Annotated in this window: 21 protein-coding genes, 1 tRNA gene and 1 pseudogene; 13 read left to right on the top strand and 10 right to left on the bottom strand. The window is 53.6% G+C overall.

Features of this window, described 5'->3' with window-relative positions:
* Positions 1–20 precede the first annotated feature (20 nt).
* The 3 genes from OCA8868_RS00335 to OCA8868_RS00325 are packed head-to-tail and all read right to left on the bottom strand — an operon-like array spanning position 21 to position 3,120.
* Positions 21–635 carry a MotA/TolQ/ExbB proton channel family protein gene (locus OCA8868_RS00335; protein WP_245847964.1) on the bottom strand — a complete coding sequence of 205 codons (615 nt, stop codon included), beginning with the start codon at positions 633–635 and terminating at the stop codon, positions 21–23.
* Positions 632–1,081 carry a hypothetical protein gene (locus OCA8868_RS00330; RefSeq protein WP_093994578.1) on the bottom strand — a complete coding sequence of 150 codons (450 nt, stop codon included), beginning with the start codon at positions 1,079–1,081 and terminating at the stop codon, positions 632–634. Before OCA8868_RS00330 ends, OCA8868_RS00335 begins: the two co-directional genes overlap by 4 nt.
* A 2-nt stretch (positions 1,082–1,083) precedes the next feature.
* Entirely contained in the window at positions 1,084–3,120 is a 2,037-nt protein-coding gene (locus OCA8868_RS00325) for a TonB-dependent receptor domain-containing protein (protein ID WP_093994577.1), read from the bottom strand.
* Between the two features lie 201 nt (positions 3,121–3,321).
* Between OCA8868_RS00325 and OCA8868_RS00320 the strand changes: the two genes are divergently transcribed.
* Genes OCA8868_RS00320 through OCA8868_RS00305 form a run of 4 tightly spaced genes read left to right on the top strand, consistent with a single transcriptional unit; the run spans position 3,322 to position 7,083 of the window.
* A complete protein-coding gene (locus OCA8868_RS00320) occupies positions 3,322–4,368 on the top strand; it encodes a hemin-degrading factor (RefSeq protein ID WP_093994576.1) in 1,047 nt (348 codons plus the stop codon).
* A gap of 3 nt (positions 4,369–4,371) precedes the next feature.
* A complete protein-coding gene (locus OCA8868_RS00315) occupies positions 4,372–5,208 on the top strand; it encodes a heme/hemin ABC transporter substrate-binding protein (protein WP_093994575.1) in 837 nt (278 codons plus the stop codon).
* A 3-nt stretch (positions 5,209–5,211) separates the two neighbouring features.
* Positions 5,212–6,291, top strand: a complete 1,080-nt coding sequence (locus OCA8868_RS00310; protein WP_093994574.1) for a FecCD family ABC transporter permease — start codon at positions 5,212–5,214, stop codon at positions 6,289–6,291.
* 3 nt (positions 6,292–6,294) lie between these two features.
* Complete coding sequence (locus OCA8868_RS00305) at positions 6,295–7,083, top strand: heme ABC transporter ATP-binding protein (protein WP_093994573.1); 789 nt, start codon at positions 6,295–6,297, stop codon at positions 7,081–7,083.
* On the opposite strand, the gene OCA8868_RS00300 is transcribed toward OCA8868_RS00305, so the two are convergent.
* Genes OCA8868_RS00300 through OCA8868_RS00285 form a run of 4 tightly spaced genes read right to left on the bottom strand, consistent with a single transcriptional unit; the run spans position 7,080 to position 10,610 of the window.
* Complete coding sequence (locus tag OCA8868_RS00300) at positions 7,080–7,832, bottom strand: iron ABC transporter ATP-binding protein (RefSeq protein ID WP_093994572.1); 753 nt, start codon at positions 7,830–7,832, stop codon at positions 7,080–7,082. The genes OCA8868_RS00305 and OCA8868_RS00300 overlap by 4 nt on opposite strands.
* Positions 7,829–8,713, bottom strand: a complete 885-nt coding sequence (locus tag OCA8868_RS00295; RefSeq protein WP_093995450.1) for an iron chelate uptake ABC transporter family permease subunit — start codon at positions 8,711–8,713, stop codon at positions 7,829–7,831. The genes OCA8868_RS00300 and OCA8868_RS00295 overlap by 4 nt, the downstream gene beginning before the upstream one ends.
* Positions 8,714–8,762: 49 nt before the next feature.
* Positions 8,763–9,716 (bottom strand): ABC transporter permease, encoded by a 954-nt coding sequence (locus tag OCA8868_RS00290; RefSeq protein WP_093994571.1) that lies wholly within the window; start codon positions 9,714–9,716, stop codon positions 8,763–8,765.
* A 6-nt stretch (positions 9,717–9,722) separates the two neighbouring features.
* Positions 9,723–10,610 carry a siderophore ABC transporter substrate-binding protein gene (locus OCA8868_RS00285; protein WP_093995449.1) on the bottom strand — a complete coding sequence of 296 codons (888 nt, stop codon included), beginning with the start codon at positions 10,608–10,610 and terminating at the stop codon, positions 9,723–9,725.
* Between the two features lie 360 nt (positions 10,611–10,970).
* Between OCA8868_RS00285 and OCA8868_RS00280 the strand changes: the two genes are divergently transcribed.
* Both OCA8868_RS00280 and OCA8868_RS00275 read left to right on the top strand, forming a co-directional pair.
* On the top strand, positions 10,971–11,135 hold the full coding sequence (locus OCA8868_RS00280; protein ID WP_093994570.1) for a hemin uptake protein HemP: 165 nt from the start codon (positions 10,971–10,973) through the stop codon (positions 11,133–11,135).
* Between the two features lie 69 nt (positions 11,136–11,204).
* Entirely contained in the window at positions 11,205–11,462 is a 258-nt protein-coding gene (locus OCA8868_RS00275) for a DUF1289 domain-containing protein (protein WP_093994569.1), read from the top strand.
* Between the two features lie 95 nt (positions 11,463–11,557).
* Here the strand turns inward: OCA8868_RS00275 and OCA8868_RS00270 are convergent, their stop codons facing one another.
* Positions 11,558–12,028 carry a Dps family protein gene (locus OCA8868_RS00270; protein ID WP_093994568.1) on the bottom strand — a complete coding sequence of 157 codons (471 nt, stop codon included), beginning with the start codon at positions 12,026–12,028 and terminating at the stop codon, positions 11,558–11,560.
* A gap of 260 nt (positions 12,029–12,288) precedes the next feature.
* Between OCA8868_RS00270 and OCA8868_RS16565 the strand changes: the two genes are divergently transcribed.
* The 4 genes from OCA8868_RS16565 (at position 12,289) to OCA8868_RS00250 (ending at position 14,485) form a co-directional block, all read left to right on the top strand.
* Positions 12,289–12,465: a hypothetical protein gene (locus OCA8868_RS16565; RefSeq protein ID WP_179214736.1), complete on the top strand. Its 177-nt coding sequence runs from the start codon at positions 12,289–12,291 to the stop codon at positions 12,463–12,465.
* Between the two features lie 512 nt (positions 12,466–12,977).
* Positions 12,978–13,361, top strand: a complete 384-nt coding sequence (mobC, locus tag OCA8868_RS00260; RefSeq protein WP_245847962.1) for a plasmid mobilization relaxosome protein MobC — start codon at positions 12,978–12,980, stop codon at positions 13,359–13,361.
* Entirely contained in the window at positions 13,358–13,597 is a 240-nt protein-coding gene (locus OCA8868_RS00255; RefSeq protein WP_093994566.1) for a hypothetical protein, read from the top strand. The genes mobC and OCA8868_RS00255 overlap by 4 nt, the downstream gene beginning before the upstream one ends.
* 12 nt (positions 13,598–13,609) lie before the next feature.
* On the top strand, positions 13,610–14,485 hold the full coding sequence (locus tag OCA8868_RS00250; protein ID WP_093994565.1) for a relaxase/mobilization nuclease domain-containing protein: 876 nt from the start codon (positions 13,610–13,612) through the stop codon (positions 14,483–14,485).
* Between the two features lie 300 nt (positions 14,486–14,785).
* Here OCA8868_RS00250 and OCA8868_RS00245 read toward each other — a convergent pair whose 3' ends face one another.
* Entirely contained in the window at positions 14,786–15,820 is a 1,035-nt protein-coding gene (locus OCA8868_RS00245) for an IS110 family RNA-guided transposase (RefSeq protein ID WP_093995447.1), read from the bottom strand.
* A 132-nt stretch (positions 15,821–15,952) separates the two neighbouring features.
* Between OCA8868_RS00245 and OCA8868_RS00240 the strand changes: the two genes are divergently transcribed.
* From OCA8868_RS00240 to OCA8868_RS00230, 3 genes and pseudogenes are all read left to right on the top strand, one after another.
* The gene (locus OCA8868_RS00240) at positions 15,953–16,480 is read left to right on the top strand and encodes a hypothetical protein (RefSeq protein WP_093994564.1); all 528 of its coding nucleotides are present in this window, start codon (positions 15,953–15,955) and stop codon (positions 16,478–16,480) included.
* Positions 16,408–16,587, top strand: a pseudogene (locus tag OCA8868_RS16975) (type IV secretory system conjugative DNA transfer family protein); the annotation flags it as partial. The gene OCA8868_RS00240 and the pseudogene OCA8868_RS16975, both read left to right, overlap by 73 nt.
* Positions 16,588–16,646: 59 nt before the next feature.
* Complete coding sequence (locus OCA8868_RS00230; RefSeq protein WP_245847960.1) at positions 16,647–17,843, top strand: recombinase family protein; 1,197 nt, start codon at positions 16,647–16,649, stop codon at positions 17,841–17,843.
* Between the two features lie 249 nt (positions 17,844–18,092).
* Here OCA8868_RS00230 and OCA8868_RS00225 read toward each other — a convergent pair.
* Positions 18,093–18,182 (bottom strand) — tRNA-Ser (locus tag OCA8868_RS00225).
* Positions 18,183–18,197: the final 15 nt, after the last annotated feature.

Raw genomic sequence — 18,197 nt, 5'->3', positions numbered from 1 at the left:
AGACCGAAGAGCCATCGCAATCAACCTGCCCGCGCTGCAAATTTGGACTCAATCGCGCTTTCGGCAAGCACACGTTCGCGGGCAACACGGCTGTCAAAAAACGTCAAAACCAGAGATGTCGGCATAGCCACGGCCAAACCTGCGGCGGTTGTTAGCAACGCCACCCAGATACCGCCAGCCAACAAGGACGGGTCAACCGAGTTACCGGCCTGTTGCAGTGCTTGGAAGGCATCGATCATCCCCAAAACCGTACCGAACAGACCTAGCAATGGCGCAATCTGCGCGATGCTGTCCAGAACACGAAAACCGCCTTCCAGCTTTGCAATGTGGGCGCTCACTTTTGCTTCGATGCGTGTTTTGGGACCATTCACTTGGCGACTTTGTAAGGCGGCAGACAATGAGTTCCGGCTTTGGGCCAATGCAGCTTCTGCGTCGTTTTGGTTGCCCGCATCCCATTGAGAAATCGCGGTCGCAATTTGAAAGTTGCACCCGACCCCGAGCCGAAAAAACTGCCAGACCTTCCAAAGGATCACACCTAATGAAAGCACCGATAGCGCCAGCATCAGAATAACGACTGGGCCGCCAAGGTCGTAGATGGACTGCAATTGGGCCTGTATACTAGTGAAAATGTTCACCCCAAGATCTCCACATCAATACGTGTGGAATAATCCAACGCGTTTAAGCAGGCAGCAGTTTCAATGTTGTCCCCGGAACATTCAGCGACACCATTGATAAGGACTTGCCCCAGTTCATCACACGTGAGCGATGGAACGTTGAACTGGCGTACGCGTGGCGAACCATTCGGTAGATCGCGCATGTCAAACAACGTCAGTCGATCAACGGCCCCATCTTTGGTCAATAGCACTGTTTCAAACACCAGCGACGCAACATCGGCGTCAAAACCATTCGCCAACATAAACGTCAGCTGACAGGCCCCTTCCAATTGCAAGGTGCTGTTCATTTCTACAGTGATCGAGGGAGACGCGTCAGCGCCCCCCTCTTGGGCAAGGATCGGTGCTGGCAGCGCCACGAGGAGTGCGGTTGCCAGTGCCAAACCTATATCGGTGTGGGTGTTATTCATATTTAGAACTCAAATGTTCGGGTTAAGCTGATGTCATAGGACCGGCCTTCGCCTGCGTCCCCAGCCAGAGAGTTTTCGTATTTGGTGTCGAGGACGTTGTTAACGCGCAAACCAACCTCAAAGGCTTGGAACGCGCCCGATTGTGGCTGCCAATTGACGAACAGATCATGGACGGCGTAACCGCTGTAGTCGTTGCCGACCCCGTAGCTGATGTCGTCATAGAAGCCGCCCTGCCAGCCGTATTCCAGACCACGTTGCGCATCACGGCCACCAATCGTCAGGTTCAGGTTACGGGCGGGAATTGAGGACAGCGTTTTACCTGTCGCATCGTCTTCGCCGCGCACATCAGAATAGGCAGCACGCACGAACATCCGGTCGGATTCATAGGCGGCCTCTACCTCGAGACCATAGAGCGTCGCGGCATCAACGTTATCGTAATAGGCGGTCCCGGCCGTGTTATCGCGAGAGATAAGATCGTCGATTTCGGAATAGAACAACGTCGCTTTCACGTCCAAGGCGTCAGATGATCCAAACAGCCCGTAATAGGATGCGCTTGCGCCAAACTCTGCGCTGGTTGCCGTTTCCGACAACAGGTCCGGGCTGTTTGGCTCATTGGAATCATACGAGAAAATCTCGTCCAAGGTCGGTGCACGTTGCGTGCGCGCAACGGAACCAAAGATCGCGTATGTGTCATTGATCTCGTAGTGTGCCGCCAGTTTCGGAGACACGGCAACCTCATCGAAATCAGCAAAGGCAAGGCCATCACCAGATTCTAGCGAGATGAAATCAGCACGAATGCCTGGCACGATAGTCAGGCGATCATTTAAGATAAACTCGCCCTGCGCATAAATACCGACTTTGGTATCGGTTCCTTCGGGGTGATACCCAAGGCCACCCAAAACAGTTTCCGCGACACGTTCCTGCTGAGACAGCTGCACACCCGCCGTGACGTAGGCCTGATAGTTGGCACCGCTGAACTCAGATGTGTTCTCAAGCTTCAGGCTCGTTGTTTGGTATCCGTATTCAACATCACAGAACAGCCCCGCGGTCGCACAGGCAGGGCCGAAGGGTGCGGATGAATCCGATTGCAAAACCTCGGTGTCTGAGACGCTCAGAACCGCGTCCCAATCTAGAAGGCTGTTGCCCAGAACGGCGTTTTCGTAGCGAATGGCCAAGGTTTGATCGGTGATTTTGCGGTCAATCGTACCAAAGCCCGCCGTGCCCGTTTGCGAGTATTCCGTGTCATCCGCGTCGCTGCTCCAACGGGTATAGGACACGGTCAATGCCTGGGCATCGTCATCACCAAATGTCAGCCGAGATTTGACAAGGCCAGAAATGGCGTCGAATTCAGAACCGGCAATTTCATTACCATCCCCATCCGAGTAATTGCCCGCCCTGCGGTAGTTGAGCGCAAACAGGTTTTCCAAGTTGTCCGTCGCTTGTTCCGCAACAATGACCGAAGCCGCATATTCATCAGCGTTGCTGCCATAGCTCAACTGTGTGCGGATCGCGGTATCGGTCCCGTTCAGGAAATCTGACGCATCCTTGGTTTCAAAGTTAATAACCCCACCAAGGGCGCCTGCCCCATACAGTGTCGACGACGCGGGCCCCCGCAGAACTTCGACCTGACGGTATAGCGCGGGGTCAGAGAAAAACGACCCAAGACGGTATTGCTCGTAAAATTTCGTTGCCCCATCGACCGTAATAATGATCCGCGATTCATCCGATGCGGCCAAAGATCCAATCCCACGGATGTTGAACGATTCCCCCGCCACGCGGCCAGACCCGATGGCCTGCACACCAGGCACCGTTTCAAACAACTCGCCAACTGTTGTTGCTTGCGCGCGGTCGATTTCGGCTTGATCCACAACTGTCACAGCCTGCGGCGTGTCAATCGCAACACCGGAGGTTCCGGTGCCAAGGATAATGCGCCCAAGTGGTGTGGCGTTCGTGTCTTGAGCAAAGGCAGCGCTGCTGCCCAGAAGTGTTACAGAACTGAGAATGGTTGCGCTCAGCAAGGCGCGTTTTGTGTAAGTCATCTTTATCCCTCGGCCATAGTGGCTTGTTGTTGCGTCCTAGCTGGCCGAGGTATGAAATGGCTTGCTGAGATATTTATTCACTTGCCGCTCCTAATTAACCTGATTAAAACAGTCAAGTAACGGAACGTTAATAATTCCGCTTAAAAGCCAGCCAATCGCGCCAGCTCTCATTGAACACTATAACTGTATGAGGACTGCCTGATGACGATGGCCACCCCCTCGCCCGATGCGATTCGGGCGTACTTGAACGACAACCCCAATACGCGCGCACGCGACGCTGCTGCTTCATTGAAAACCGGAGAGGCCGCCTTGCTGGCTGCACAGGGTGCGATGCCGATCAGCACGCATCTGGATACAGTGATGCCAGCCCTGAACACTGTTGGTTCCGTCATGGCACTGACACGCAATGAAAGTGCCGTTCACGAAAAAGACGGCATTTATGAAAACTACCGTGGCGGGCCGCACGCCTCGATGGTCATTAATGACGACATTGATCTGCGCATGTTCCCGAAGCATTGGGTCCACGGTTTTGCACAGATCAAAGAAACCGAACGCGGCACGCAGCGTTCTATGCAGTTCTTTGATGCTGCGGGTGATGCCGTCCATAAGGTCTTTGCGCGAGAAGACACCGATATTGCGGCGTGGGACGACATGGTGAAAACGCTGTCTTTAGACGAGCAAATTACAAACCTCACCCTTGCGCCACGTGCCCCTGCCGATGGCCCAAAGGCAGACCCCGCCAAGGCTGAAGAACTTCGCAAGGCATGGACCGCCATGACCGACACGCATCAATTCATGCGGTTGACGTCTCACCTTAATATGAACCGGTTGGGCGCCTATAGAATTGCAGGCAAACCTTTTGTGAAACCCCTCGCCCCTTGGGCGTTGAACGACGCGATTGTATCCCTTGGCGAAGCAGACACAGAAATCATGTTGTTTGTCGGCAACCCTGGTTGCATCCAGATTCACACGGGGCCGTTGAACACGATCAAACCGATGGGGCCGTGGCAAAACGTGTTGGACCCAAAGTTCAACCTTCACCTGCGCAAAGATCACGTGACCGAGGTTTGGGCCGTTGAAAAGCCAACCAAACGCGGAATGGCGGTCTCAATCGAGGCCTTCGACAAGCACGGCACCTTGATTTTGCAGATGTTTGGCCGGCGTCGTGAGGCAGACACAGTGGATCACACAGGTGCCTTCAAGCAGTTGATCTCGGAACTTCCCCAACTTCACCTAGAGGACGCATAACCAATGAGAATTCGTATGCTTACAGGTGTGGCCGCCCTACTGACCTCCGCCCTATCAACGTCTGCATTCGCAGAAGACCGTGTTCTTTCTATCGGTGGGTCGATCACCGAAATCGTCTACGCGCTAGGCGAACAAGACCGGCTGATCGCGCGCGATACAACATCCAGCTTCCCCTCAAGCGTCGCGGACCTTCCGGACGTTGGGTATATGCGTGCCTTATCGCCCGAAGGAGTCTTGTCGGTAGACCCTACTTTGATTATCGCTGAAGAAGGCAGCGGCCCACTTGAAACCATTCAGGTGTTGGAGAGCGCGAATATCCCATTCATCACGATCCCTGACGGGTTTGATCGACAGGCAGTCGCCACAAAAATCCAAGCGGTCGCGCAGGCGCTCGGCGTTCCGGAAAAGGGTGCGGAACTTGCGGCGGAAATCGATGCGCAGTTGGCAGCACTCGACACCTCCGTCGACGCGCCTGCGCGCGTGATGTTCATTCTGTCCACACAAGGCGGGCGGATCATGGCATCGGGCACAAACACCGCAGCAGATGGGATTATCGCTCTCGCAGGTGGCACGAATGCTGTCGTTGGGTTTGAAGGCTACAAACCGCTGACCGACGAAGCGGTGACATTGGCGGCCCCCGACGTCATCGTGATGATGAGCCGCGACGGCGACCATGCCACCGAGGACGCTGACCTTTGGGCGCACCCTGCAATTTCAACCACGCCAGCTGCGCAAACCCAGTCTGTTGTTCGCATCAACGGGCTCTTGTTGCTTGGCTTTGGCCCGCGCACTCCCGAGGCGGCAACTGCCTTGCACTCAGCGCTCTATGACGAGGGTTAAGGGATGGCAGTCGTAGAGGCAGGATCGCAGTTCGCGTCAAGGCAAGCCGGAGATCGCAGCGGTCGTGCCATGACGGTTCTCATTGGATGTGCCATTCTTCTGGTGGTTATGATGATGGCCAGCCTAACAGTTGGCGCATCCGGCACGTCCCTGTTTCAAGCTTTGATGGCATGGGCCTCAGGAGAACCAATCGAGCTGCGTGAAAGGGTCATCCTGTTTGACATCCGCGCACCTCGGACTCTGCTTGGCGCGCTCGTGGGCGCGTCATTGGCTGTGTCAGGTGCGGTCATGCAAGGATTGTTTCGCAACCCATTGGCCGACCCGGGTTTGGTTGGTGTCAGCGCGGGTGCGGGACTTGGCGCGATATTAGCAATCGTTCTGGGTGGGCTTTTGCCGCCCGCTCTGGCGGTCCTTACAGGTATGTATACAGTTCCAGTTGCAGCGTTCGTGGGGGGCTGGCTATCGACGATATTGCTCTATCGCGTCGCAACCCGAAAGGGACGCACGTCCGTCGCAGTAATGCTTTTGGCGGGTATTGCATTGGGTGCATTAACAGGCGCGGTTGCTGGATTGATGGTCTATATCGCCGACGACAATCAACTGCGTGATCTGACATTTTGGGGCCTTGGATCATTGGCGGGCGCAACATGGGCAAAGCTCATGGTTGCGGGCCCACTTATTGTTCTGGCCTTGGCGGCGACCCCGTTCTTGGCACGCGGTCTTGATGCGCTGACCTTGGGCGAAGCGACAGCAGGGCATTTAGGCATCCCCGTCCAACGCATGAAAAACATCGCTATCCTAACGGTTGCCTGTGCAACAGGCGCATCCGTTGCAGTGTCTGGTGGCATTGGATTTGTTGGTATCGTTGTGCCACACCTCCTTCGGCTTTCCGTTGGCCCAAGCCACCGCTACCTGCTGCCCATATCCGCCCTACTCGGAGCAGCGTTCCTCCTTGGCGCTGACATGATTTCTCGGACAATCGTCGCGCCCAGCGAATTGCCGATCGGAATCGTAACGGCCACCATTGGCGGGCCGTTTTTCCTTTACGTCTTGCTGCGCAATCGCAGCCTTTTGGATATGTAAACAATGCTAATAGCGACCAAAATCAATGTGTCTATTGGCAAGACGCCAATCCTGCACGGTGTGAACTTCGACGCACAAGCCGGACAGCTTTCGGCAGTTGTTGGTCCGAATGGTTCAGGTAAGACCACACTGCTAAAGGCTATGACTGGCGACCTTCCTTATACGGGATCAGTTGTGCTGGACGGGACCGATGTTAAAGTCATTCCTGGTACGCAACTGGCAACACGTCGCGCAGTTTTACCCCAAGCTGCCGGCCTCGCCTTTCCCTTCACCGTGCTTGAGGTTGTACGCCTTGGCCTTACGGCGGGCCTTGGCGCACAGGACCGCGGCCTCCCCCAACGCGCTCTCGCCCATGTTGGTTTGGCAGGCTTTGAGGGGCGCCTTTACCATGCCCTGTCTGGTGGCGAGCAACAACGATGCCAATTGGCGCGGGTTCTGACCCAAGTCTGGGAGCCCAAGCGCGACGGGCAAGCATCGTGGTTGTTTCTGGATGAACCCGTTTCCGCCCTTGATATCGGTCATCAGCTAGAGGTCATGACAATCGCACGTCAGTTCGCGGATGCTGGCGGCGCAGTCGTTGCTGTCATGCACGATCTGAACCTTACGTCGATGTTTGCAGATAGCATTTTGCTGATGAAGAGTGGCCACTCTGTGGTTCAAGGAAACCCGCAGGCCGTGCTGTCAGATGAATACCTATCCAGAGCCTATGGGTGCCGCGTGCGCGTAAATGTACCGCCCTTTCACGTTCAAGACGCTCCCTATATTTTGCCCCATATGGCCGACCTGATCTAAACCATAACCATCGGCGCGCCATTGATTTGATGTATGGCGGCATCCGTTTGAAAGACATCTCGCAACAGATCTGGGGTTACCGTTTGCGCCGGTGGCCCCTCAACGGCGACTTTGCCGTTGTGCAGTGCCACAAGCCAATCCGCATAGCGGCTGGCGTAGTTGATGTCATGCAAAACGATGACGATGGTTTTCCCATGGGTGTCAGACAGGTCACGCAACAGCGCCATCAAGGACCGCGCACCTGCGATGTCGAGGTTGTTCAACGGCTCATCCAGAAGCATGTATTCCGTATCTTGCGCGAAAGTCATCGCGATCTGCGCCCGCTGCCGTTGCCCACCGGACAGTTCATCCACGGATCGCTGGGCCAAATCGGTTAATCCAAACACGTCCAACGCATGATCTACTTGGGTGTCATCTTCTGGCGTTGGCCGGCCTTGGTGATATGGATAACGACCAAAGGACACCAATTCTCGTACGCTAAGACGTGGCACTTGATCCGGCATCTGCGGCAAAATCGAAAGAAGTTTCGCAAGCTCGCGATTTGAGCACGCACCGACGGCCAAATCACCAACCGTTACCGCCCCGCATTGCAGCTTTTCCAACCGCGCGACCAGTGACAGCAGCGTTGATTTCCCTGCGCCATTCGGGCCGATCAAGCCCGTGATCTTGCCCTTCGGCAGGTCAACAGAAATGTCATTTAATATCTCCGCATCCCCGATCTTGTGGGACAGGTTTCGAATAGAAATCATCTGTGTCGTCCTTTCAAAAGCAGGATCAAGAACAGCACACCGCCCAGTAGATCAATTACGACCGACAGTGGCGTTGAGAGCTTGAACACGCGTTCCAAAACCGTCTGCCCGCCAATCAATGTGATGGTCGAAATCAAACCAGCGCTGACAAGAATGACACCGTGCCGTTCAACGGGTGTGACCAGCCGCGCTAGGCTGACGACCAACAACCCCAAGAATGCCACCGGCCCTACCAAAGCCGTCGAAACAGCAACCAACACGGCCGTCAAAATCAATGCCCGCATCTGCAGGCGGCCAACATCAAGACCAAGGTTCACGGCAGCCTCACGGCCCAGTGCCATAACATCCAAGGCAAACCGCATACGCCAAGTCATCACCAACGCCAATCCACACAACACCGTCGCGATCAGCAGTAAATCGACTTCGACGTGTGAAAATCGCGCATAGGACGCGCCTTGAATGATCGCGAACTCATTGGGATCAATCAAACGTTGCATGAAGTCAGTCAGCGACCGGAACAGCGCGCCTAACACGATTCCTGTTAGGATCATCCGCAACAGGTTGTTTTGCCCTGATCGCAAAAGCGTCGAAAACAATGCGAGCGCCGCCAGCGTCATTGCACAGGCCGTTACAGCAAAGGTAATTTGATCAGAAAGACCCGCGACAGTCATACCACCAAGAAAAAACACCGCCCCAGTTAGGATCATCACATAAAGCGCGTCGAACCCCATGATGGATGGGGTCAAGATGCGGTTCTGGGACACAGTTTGAAACAAAACCGTGGACGTGGAGACCGACACACCTATAAGGATCAATGCAGCCAGTTTCCCACCCCGAAACGGGATCACGAAACTTAACGGGCCACGGGCACCTATGGTCATATAGCCCACGCAACAAAGGCATAAAACAACGGCCAGCCAGAACAAACGCCTATGCATAACGCGGGCTCCGGTACAGCAACCACAGAAAAATCACAGCGCCAGTCACGCCCAACACGGTCCCCACCGGGATTTCAAATGGATATCGAATGATCCGCCCAGCGATGTCGGACGCCAACGTTAGGCCCGCCCCCATCATCGCCACCAACGGCAACGTCCGGCGCAAGTTATCACCAACCAACCTCGATATGATATTAGGCACCACAAGCCCGACAAACGGGATGATCCCAACGGTCACAACCGTCAGCGCCGAGATCAGTGAAATGGCCACCAACCCGACCAAAACGACCTGTTTGTAATTCAAACCCAGCGACGTGGTCACCGTTTGGCCCATCCCGACAATCGCGAACTGATCCGCCGCGAAATAGGTTAAAACCGCACCGCCCGCCGCAAGCCAAAGCAACTCGTACCGGCCGCGCAAGATACCGGAAAACTCGCCGCTCAGCCAAACCGAGATAAACTGCAACAGGTCCGCCTGATAGGCGACAAACACCACCCCAGCCCCGATGATGCCTCCGTAGACGAGCCCCACCAAGGGAACCAACAGCGGTTGGGTCGGGGGCAATCGACGCACAATTGCGAGAAACCCAAGACTGGAGATTAATGCCGTAGCTGATGCCAGTGCCATCTTCGCAAAGATCGATGCCTGCGGGGTCAAAACCGTAACCAGTAGAATGCCCAATGCGGCGCCCTGCCCTGTGCCTGCCGTCATCGGTTCCACGAACCTGTTGCGCACCAACATCTGCATTACAGAGCCCGCGATCGCGAGCGTCCCGCCCGCAATAATCGCCGCGGCGGTGCGCGGGAAGCGGCTGATCCCGATCAGGCGCATCGCCTCTGGGTCGCGCCAGAGATCGCCGAATGACAGATCAATCACACCGACGAAAATCGAAAAGAATGACAAAAGGACGAGCGTGATAACGCCCGCCCAATACCAGCGTTTCACCTGCGATTAATCCGTAAACTGCGTCGCGAACTGCGTCAGAATTTGTGTCATCGACTGGACACCACCGTTCGCAATGTAAACATTCGCACTGTTGAGGTAGATCACGTCATCATTTTTCCACGCAGCGGTTTCATGAACCAACGCATTGTCCAAAGTCATGGCTGCGGCATCAGCCTCTTGGCCGATGGCTGCGGCGCGGTCGATCACGATCAAAACATCTGGATTGGCATCGCGAATGAATTCAAAACTAATCGCTTCTCCGTGTGTGGCCTCTTCGACGGCTTCGATCGCTTCAGGAAGCTCAAGCGCCGTGTGCAGCCACCCAAAACGGCCGTTAGCACCGTAAGCAGATACAGTCGGGCCATTTGTCATAACGATCAACGCGCTGCCTTCGTCGGACACCGCGGATTTGGCGGCGTCGAGCGCGTCTTCGAACGCTGCCTGCAATGCCGCGGCCTCATCTTGTTTGCCGAAAATTTCACCGTATGCGTTCAAACGTGCGAGGCCCTGCCCCACGGTGTCTTCCCAAATCGTCATGTCGATGGTCGGTGCGATCTCAGCCAAGTCAGGCGCCACGACGGACGACCGTCCGCCCGCAATCAAAAGATCATAGCCACCTGCGGCGATTACTTCAAAGTCGGGCTCAAACAAGGTGCCTACATTTTCGGCCTCTCCTGCGGTGTCGGTCACATAGTCAACAAACAGCGTTGAGACCGCACCAGCCACATCGACACCCAAGGCATCCAATGTGTCCAAAGCAGCAATATCAAAAACTGCGATTCGTTCTGGTAAAGTCGTTACTTCTGCTGTGCCGGTATAGGTGTCAATCTCAACCGTTTCCGCAAATGCAGGCGCAGTCATTACAGTCATGGAAAGTGCAATTGCACGAAACATATCAGTCATCCTTTGTGTGAAGGCATGGCTGACCAAAATGGTTGGCTTTGCGGATTAGCCGCTGGATAAGTCCCAGATTTTCAAGAGTCCAGAGCTCGCCACGCTCTTTCTTGACATTCCTGACTAATTTTATCAGATTAAGGAAAATCGGTCCTAGCCAACCTATAGGAGAGCCCAGACCATAACACTCAGGAGACACGTCATGGTCTGGCGAACGAACACAAACCAAGCGAAGAAACCGGTGGAGAAACCTCCACTAAATAAGAACGAAATCTTCGAAGTGATGCTCTGTGATGGGGAAACTTCATTGGATGTCGCCGAAATTGTTTTGGACAGAATCGCGATCAAGGAGCGTATCCAATGACCGACCTTGCGATACCGATCGCCGCAAACGAAACACACCGCCCGAAGACATATGATGCGCAAGACCTTATGCCAGACGGTCGTCCCGCTTGTATTGTATTGGGTGACCAAACTTACTTTTTGCGCATTACCCGTGCCGGAAAGCTCATCTTGACGAAATAGTTTTAGCCCCTTTGTTGGATACCCAGCGTACTGCGGCCACACAGCTGTTTGACACGCAAGGAAGACCCTATGCCGAAAACACCTAGCCCCTGTATCGATGTTTGCAAATTCAAACGAGAAGGCCATTGCCTCGGCTGTTCGATGACCAAGGCGCAGAAATCTCTGTTCAAAGAACTGAAGAAAAACAAGAGCCGAGATGCATTCATTGAGATGCTGCTAGAACAACAAAAACGGCTCGGAAAATACGGGCACTGGTCGCCCGGGTATTTGAAGAAATGTAAAAAGAAAAAGGTCAAGCCAGTCGCCTTGGTACAGGACTTGGCTTGACCCCGCTTGGGTGGCTACCGTGCTTGCTTGCTGCCATTTAGGTGGCTGGCTGGCGCGGTGGCTTCCTTCGCTTTTCAGCCACGCGAACGCGGTATTCAGCTAAGATGCGCGCGCAAGAACCACGCAAATTTTTCATGTGTTTGACCACGCGCGATGCACAGATCTTCGGTCAACGTATCACCGTGTTCAGCCGAGATTGCGCCCGCGCCTGCTAAAGTCGCGGCTAATGTTTCTTGCGCGACCTGCATTGCTTTGATCATTTCTTTGTCTGTCGCGTGGCCATCGTGTTCTTTCACCTTGGACCGCGCCAACATACCGGCAAGCGTGCCCTCAGCATGCGCATCAAGCGCCTTAACACGTTCAGCCAGATCGTCCTGAGCGATGAAGTGATCTTCGTATATTTTCTGGAACAAATCGTGTAGCGGGCCAAAACCCATGCCGGTTACGTTCCAGTGAAAATTCTGCGCCAACATCGTTGTTACAGCCGTCTCCGCAACGGACTGGTTCAAAGCTTCGACAATGGCGGTTTTTGCGTCTGTAGACAGTGCGGCTGCGGTCTGTGTCATCTTTTTACTCCTGAGAATGAAAAGCTGGCTTGTGCTCGTGTCACTGGCTTGCTGGCGCCAAAGTTAGCGTCAGCATTTTATATTGCAAGAGTTTTTAGAATAACTCTAATCCAAGGAAAAACTGTCGACTATTCGTTTGACCAGAAATCCAACCAACCTTCGGTTCTCATGCGCCACGCGCGACCGCAATAAAAAGGCCTGACTGAGATGGTCCCCTGCTGCAAAAGCCTTCCCAAGTTGAACCAACCATTGCTCATCAAATGTCATTTCGTTCGCACCAGGTGCCAATAGCCGCGCGGGTTGCCCCAGTGCTTGGGATAGACATCGCATCAACGCTTCTGAATGGGCGGTTTGGCTTTGTGACCGTGACACCTGCAACAATGCGCAAGCTTGGAAAAGTTCAGTTTGCGGCTTTGTACGGCATTTCATTGCCGTGAACCGAAGATGGTTCAAAAACGCGACGGCCTCAGCTTTGTGAGCGGGCAACGGGGCAACTTCACAAAAGTTCGTTTGAGTAATAGGGATCATCAAGGTGCTTTTCCGGAGTTCGAGCTGCCACTACCCACATACCTGACTATTTCAATCGGAAAATGCAAGTCGAACCCTCTTCCGCCTCTCAATGGGGCCAAAGCATTTGCGGACTCGTCAGGTTGTCCCCAACTGCCCTGAATAAGACGACTTAAGCAATTGTCGTTTTCCGCGGTGTTAGGTGCTCGTTCCTTGGCAACTGATTTTTCAGGAATAACTTCAACCTGTGCCTAGCACTCTTGATCGACAACTCCCTATTCCACCAATATCTAACATGACTAATGCCACGGAAACGCGCTTGTGCGATTTTCTCGCGCGTTCGTTGGGAACGGTCTTTAGCATTACCTGAGTTATTTGAGGAATTGGAGCGTTGGGATGAAATACTCAAACCCCATGCGCATTTTTTGCGGGGGCCACGCCCATGACACAGCAACAAACGAATTCAAAACCCAAACGTCCTGCTCCGCTTTCATTGCGCCTGTCTGATGTTGAGCGCCAGCAACTTGCTGCTCAAGCCGGATCACTGCCGCTGGGGTCATATATAAAGTCCGTGGTTCTCGCGGATCAGGCCCATCAATACCGTAAGACGCGCAAACCTCCTGTTGCAGAGCAACAGCTTTTGGCTGAGATTTTGGCCCGCCTCGGTGAAAGTCGGACTGCGAGCAATCTCAACCAAATCGCCAAGCATCTCAATCAAGGGACGTTGATTGTTGATGACGAACTGGAAGCGGACCTCAAACAAGCAATTGCCGAAGTCGCATGGATGCGCACAACGTTGATGCAGGCGTTGAAAGGCCGCCCATGATTTTGATTGGGTGCCAACGCTCCGGTGCAAAGGCATTGGCAGATCATCTTATGAATCAGGTGGAAAACGATCATGTTGAGGTGATCCCGATAGATGGGTTCATGGCCGATGATCTGCATGGCGCTTTGGAAGAGGCCCATGCAATATCAATGGGAACCAAATGCCAGAAGTTTCTGGTGTCAGTGTCCCTCAATCCGCCTGAGGGCGTTGTCGTTACCGATGAAGGGTTTCGGTAAACGGCGGATCGCATCGCCAATAGGCTGGGCCTTGATGGTCATCCTCGCGCCATCGTCGTTCATGAAAAAAACGGCAGGCGGCACGCACATCTTGTGCTCCATCGTATCGACACGAACACCATGACGGCCAAAGAACTTGGCCTGTTTAAACTCAAACTGCGGGATTTATCGAAAGAGCTATTTCTTGATCACGGATGGGATTTGCCCGATGGTTTGCGGACTTACGGCAAAGGCAATCCGCTAAACTTTACTTTGGAACAATGGCAACAAGCACAGCGCTTGGGTGTTGATCCCAGAGGGATGAAGCAGGCCTTTCATGACGCATGGGCGCAATCAGATGATCGCAAATCACTGACCAACGCGTTGATGGATCGTGGACTTTACCTCGCCAAAGGAGATCGCCGTGGATTTGTCGCGTTGGACATTGATGGCAATGTATATTCGCTGTCGCGTTGGGTGGGTCTAAAAACCAAAGAGATCAATGCCCGTTTGGGCGACGCGTCGGATTTAGATTCTGTTGCCGCCGTCACCTCATGGCTAAAAGACCGCAAGACCGAACAGGTCAAAGGATTTATCCGGCAGGTCAAAGCCAAACACACCAATGACATGCAACCATTCCTTGATGAACGCGCTGAGATGGTTGCAGCGCAACGCAAAGAACGCGCTGATCTCAAAGCGAAACAAGACGCACGATGGACCAAAGAAACCAAGGAACGGCAAGAACGTCTGAGTGGCGGTTTACGCGGCCTGTTTGATCGGATCACAGGTGCGCATCGTAAGACCCAGAAAGCAAACGAACAGGAAGCTCTGAATAGTCTGAATCGCGACCAATCCGACACACGCGGTATCAATCGTCACCGCAAAAGAGGTCATACCTTCGAGCGATAATTATATGATGGTTCTTACCACCCCCGTTTCACCACACCACATGTGTGGATGCCCCGTTTCGTGCAAGTAAATTTTCAACGTCTTGAGCATGTGATCGGGTGCGGTCATGTGTCAGGCCTCATTGTGCGGCTTTTCACATGCCGCGGGCCGGTATGGTAAGTTCGCGGATCAGGTCCAAATCAAGGAAGCGCGCTGTAAGCGCTTTGTGGTGAACTGGTTTTCCTGTTCCCGATCTGACGATCAATTGCCCATTCTGTTCAAAACCTCCTCACACGCCCAACGACCGACGAATGTACGTTGCTATGCAACTGCCACAGTCGCCGGATTCCTATAATCTTCACCTTTGGTCAGCATAGCCCAAATGGTTCGCGCCATCTTGTTGGCCAGCGCGACGGCCACCACCATTCTGGGCTTTCTTTCCAAGAGTTGCCCCAGCCACGATGGATTGCTCTCGTCTTTTTTGTAAATCGCAGCTTTGATGACAGACATGGCACCAACTATCAGCAGATTCCGAATGTCTTTTTGGCCCATTTTTGATGTTCGACCCAAAACCTGTTTGCCACCCGTTGAATGTTGACGAGGGACCAAACCGAGCCAAGCCGAGAAATTCCGGCCTTTCTCAAATCGCTCCATCTCAGGTGCAAAAGCTTCGATGGCCATAGCTGTGATGGGACCAACACCAGGAACAGTGCGCAACCGTCTCGGCGTTTCGCTGGTTTCTGCCAGCCCCTTGATCGTTTTCTCTAGTACTTTGATACGGTCGGTATGCTGCGTGATCTGCTCGAGATAGACTTCTCCGATCTGGACAACTTCAATAGGAATGCTCTCATCGGCGCTCTCAACATACGCCGCGAGACGTTTGAGATTATGCAACCCCTTGGGGAAGATCACGCCAAACTCAGCAAGGTGCGATCTCAGCGCATTTACGGTTTGTGTTCGCTGACCAATCAACATTTCTCGTGTGCGGAACATGATGCTTCTAGATTGTTGTTGCACGCTCTTGATTGGTACAAAGCGCATGTTGGACCGCGACGCTGCCTCTGCAATCGCCTCCGCGTCGGCTGAGTCGTTCTTCTGGCGCTTCACAAACGGTTTCACGTAGATCGGTGGGACCAGCCTGACCTCATGGCCAAGATCTTCCATCATTCGCGCCCAAAAATAGGCACTGCCACATGCCTCCATCGCGACAATGCAGGCGGGTTGGTCAGCCATGAACTTTGAAAACTGTGGGCGCGACAGCTTCTTGCGATAGACAACCGAACCGTCTGACCCAGCCCCATGTACCTGAAATACTGATTTGGCCAGATCGATCCCGATGATTGTGACGTTATTCATATTGGTCTCCATTTCAAAATTGCGATGATGGCAACGGTAGCAGACTGGAGCTGCGGGGAGGGGCATCCACCCCATCAAGGCCTGAGGTCTCCTTCATCCCCATGAGCAAGTTCACTCATTGGATAAGGAGAAATGACCGTGCAACGAACTTTGAAACAAACTTGGTTGTGGAGTGCCGTGTTGGCGCTGTCTGCGACTGTATTTATGGCCCACCCTGCCTTTGCAGAAATGATTTGGTACCAAGGACAATGGGTCGATAGCCGTTATCTGACTTCATGGCAGATTGAAGATGCCAGACAGGCAAGGACAGTTTTGGGCGTCCTGCGTATTGGCATGATGTTATTGGCCACTACGGCTGGGTTTGCCATTGGATGGTTCTTCTCCCCTGAGGCCAAAGCTTTACGTGAGTGGATCGCCTTAGGCCTCTTCTTCGTTCTGGCGCTTGTTGCGATCTTTAACCCCAGCCTGACAGGATGGGGCTTTGCAATATTGGTCGCTCTTCTTGGGTTTGCATGGGGACTTGGCTACTGGCTCGGACGCGGTGTGCAGGCGCTGTTTGAAACCCCAACTACGTTTGGGTCTAGCCGGTGGGCCACGCAAAAGGACATGGAAAAACCAGTCTCTATGGCCATGACGGAATCATTCTTGGTGAGGCCGTGAAAGATGCCGTGCGTCAGGTTTTTTCTTATAAAGGGGATCGCCACATTTTGACGGTTGCACCCACGCGGGCTTGGAAGGGGATTTCTCAGATTCTGCCCAACCTACTCAAATATGATGGCTCGGTTTTGGTCATTGATGTGAAGGCCGAGAATCTGACGGCCACGGATTGGAAAGCCAAGAAACCCGCTGCCGCCAATATGCGACGGCAAAAGGCTATGACATTGCGGCGGTGTTTCCCGATACCTTTAGCGGCGGTGGGGATTTCATGCAGCGCCCTGGAATGGTGGCTTTGCTGTCCTTTCTGGATGCGCAACCGCATGAAAATTTTGTGGTCATCTTTGATGATCTCAAACGTTTTGCCCGTGATCGCGAGTTCCACTTCCTCTTGCGAGACTCCTTCCGCAAACGCGGCGCCCAAGTTGAATGTTTGAACTTCCGGTTTGAAGACACGCCGGAAGGCGAGTTCATCGAAACGATCCTTGCCGCCCAAGGTCAACTTGAGCGCAAACAAAACGGGCGTCAGGTCTCTCAAAAGATGAAGGCGCGTTTGGAAAGCGGGTATTGGGTCTTCGCTGCGCCGCAAGGCTATACTTATGAACGCGTGGCTGGACACGGAAAACTATTGGTGCGCGACGAACCTGTCGCCTCGATCATCCAAGAGGCCTTGGAAGGTTTTGCAGCTGGACGTTTTGAAACCCAGTCAGAAGTAAAATATTTCCTTGAACAGCAACCCGCGTTTCCCAAGGATACGCCAAGCGGCGCTATCCGATATGAAAAGATCATCCGGTTGATGTCGCGGATCGCTTATACAGGCCACGTGGAATATTCTGATTGGGATGTGAGCCTACGCAAAGGGCATCATCAGCCGATTATTTCGATGGAAACGTTTGATGCGATACAGCAGCGCCTCAAAGAAGGATCACGCCCGCCGTTCCGCAAGGACATCAGCGCAGACTTCCCACTGCGCGGCTTCATCACCTGTGATGACTGTGGCACGTCCCTGACGTCCTGCTGGTCCACAAGTAAATCAGGCGCAAAACATCCATATTATCTGTGCCACTCCAAAGGCTGTGAAAGCTATCGCAAAAGCATCCGCCGTGATGTGATTGAAGGCGCGTTCGCAGGGCTGATCAAAGACCTGCAACCAACAGAAGGCTTATTCGCCGTGACCAAGCGCATGTTCAAAGATGCGTGGGGCAACGACAGCAACAGGCGGATGCCAATCAAGATGTTCTGCGAACACAACGTCGGACGGTTGAGAAACAAATCGAGGGTTTTTTGGACCGCATTGTCGCGTCTAACAGTGGAACCGTCATCGCAGCCTATGAGAAACGCATCGACACATTGGAAAAACAAAAACTGATTTTGGACGAAAAGCTCTCAAACCGAGCCCCAAAACAAGGCACCTTCGAGCAATTGTTCGAACACGCTTTGGTATTTTTAGCAAACCCTTGGAAACTCTGGGAAAGTGATAACCTCGCCCTGCGCAGAACGCTCCTAAAACTCGCCTTTGTGGACCGCATAGCATACTCGCGACAGACAGGACTTCGAACACCAAAAACCACCTTACCGTTCAAGGTGTTAGGGCAATCCTACATGAATGAATGTAAAATGGCGGACAGACAGGGATTCGAACCCTGGAGACGGTCTCCCGCCTACACACTTTCCAGGCGTGCGCCTTCGACCACTCGGCCACCTGTCCGTGAGGGGCGTTTAG

Source organism: Octadecabacter ascidiaceicola (assembly GCF_900185015.1).
In the GTDB taxonomy this organism is placed as follows: Bacteria; Pseudomonadota; Alphaproteobacteria; order Rhodobacterales; family Rhodobacteraceae; genus Octadecabacter; species Octadecabacter ascidiaceicola.
The sequence above is the reverse complement of the archived record's forward strand: the minus strand, read 5'-3'. Positions and strand labels throughout refer to the sequence as shown.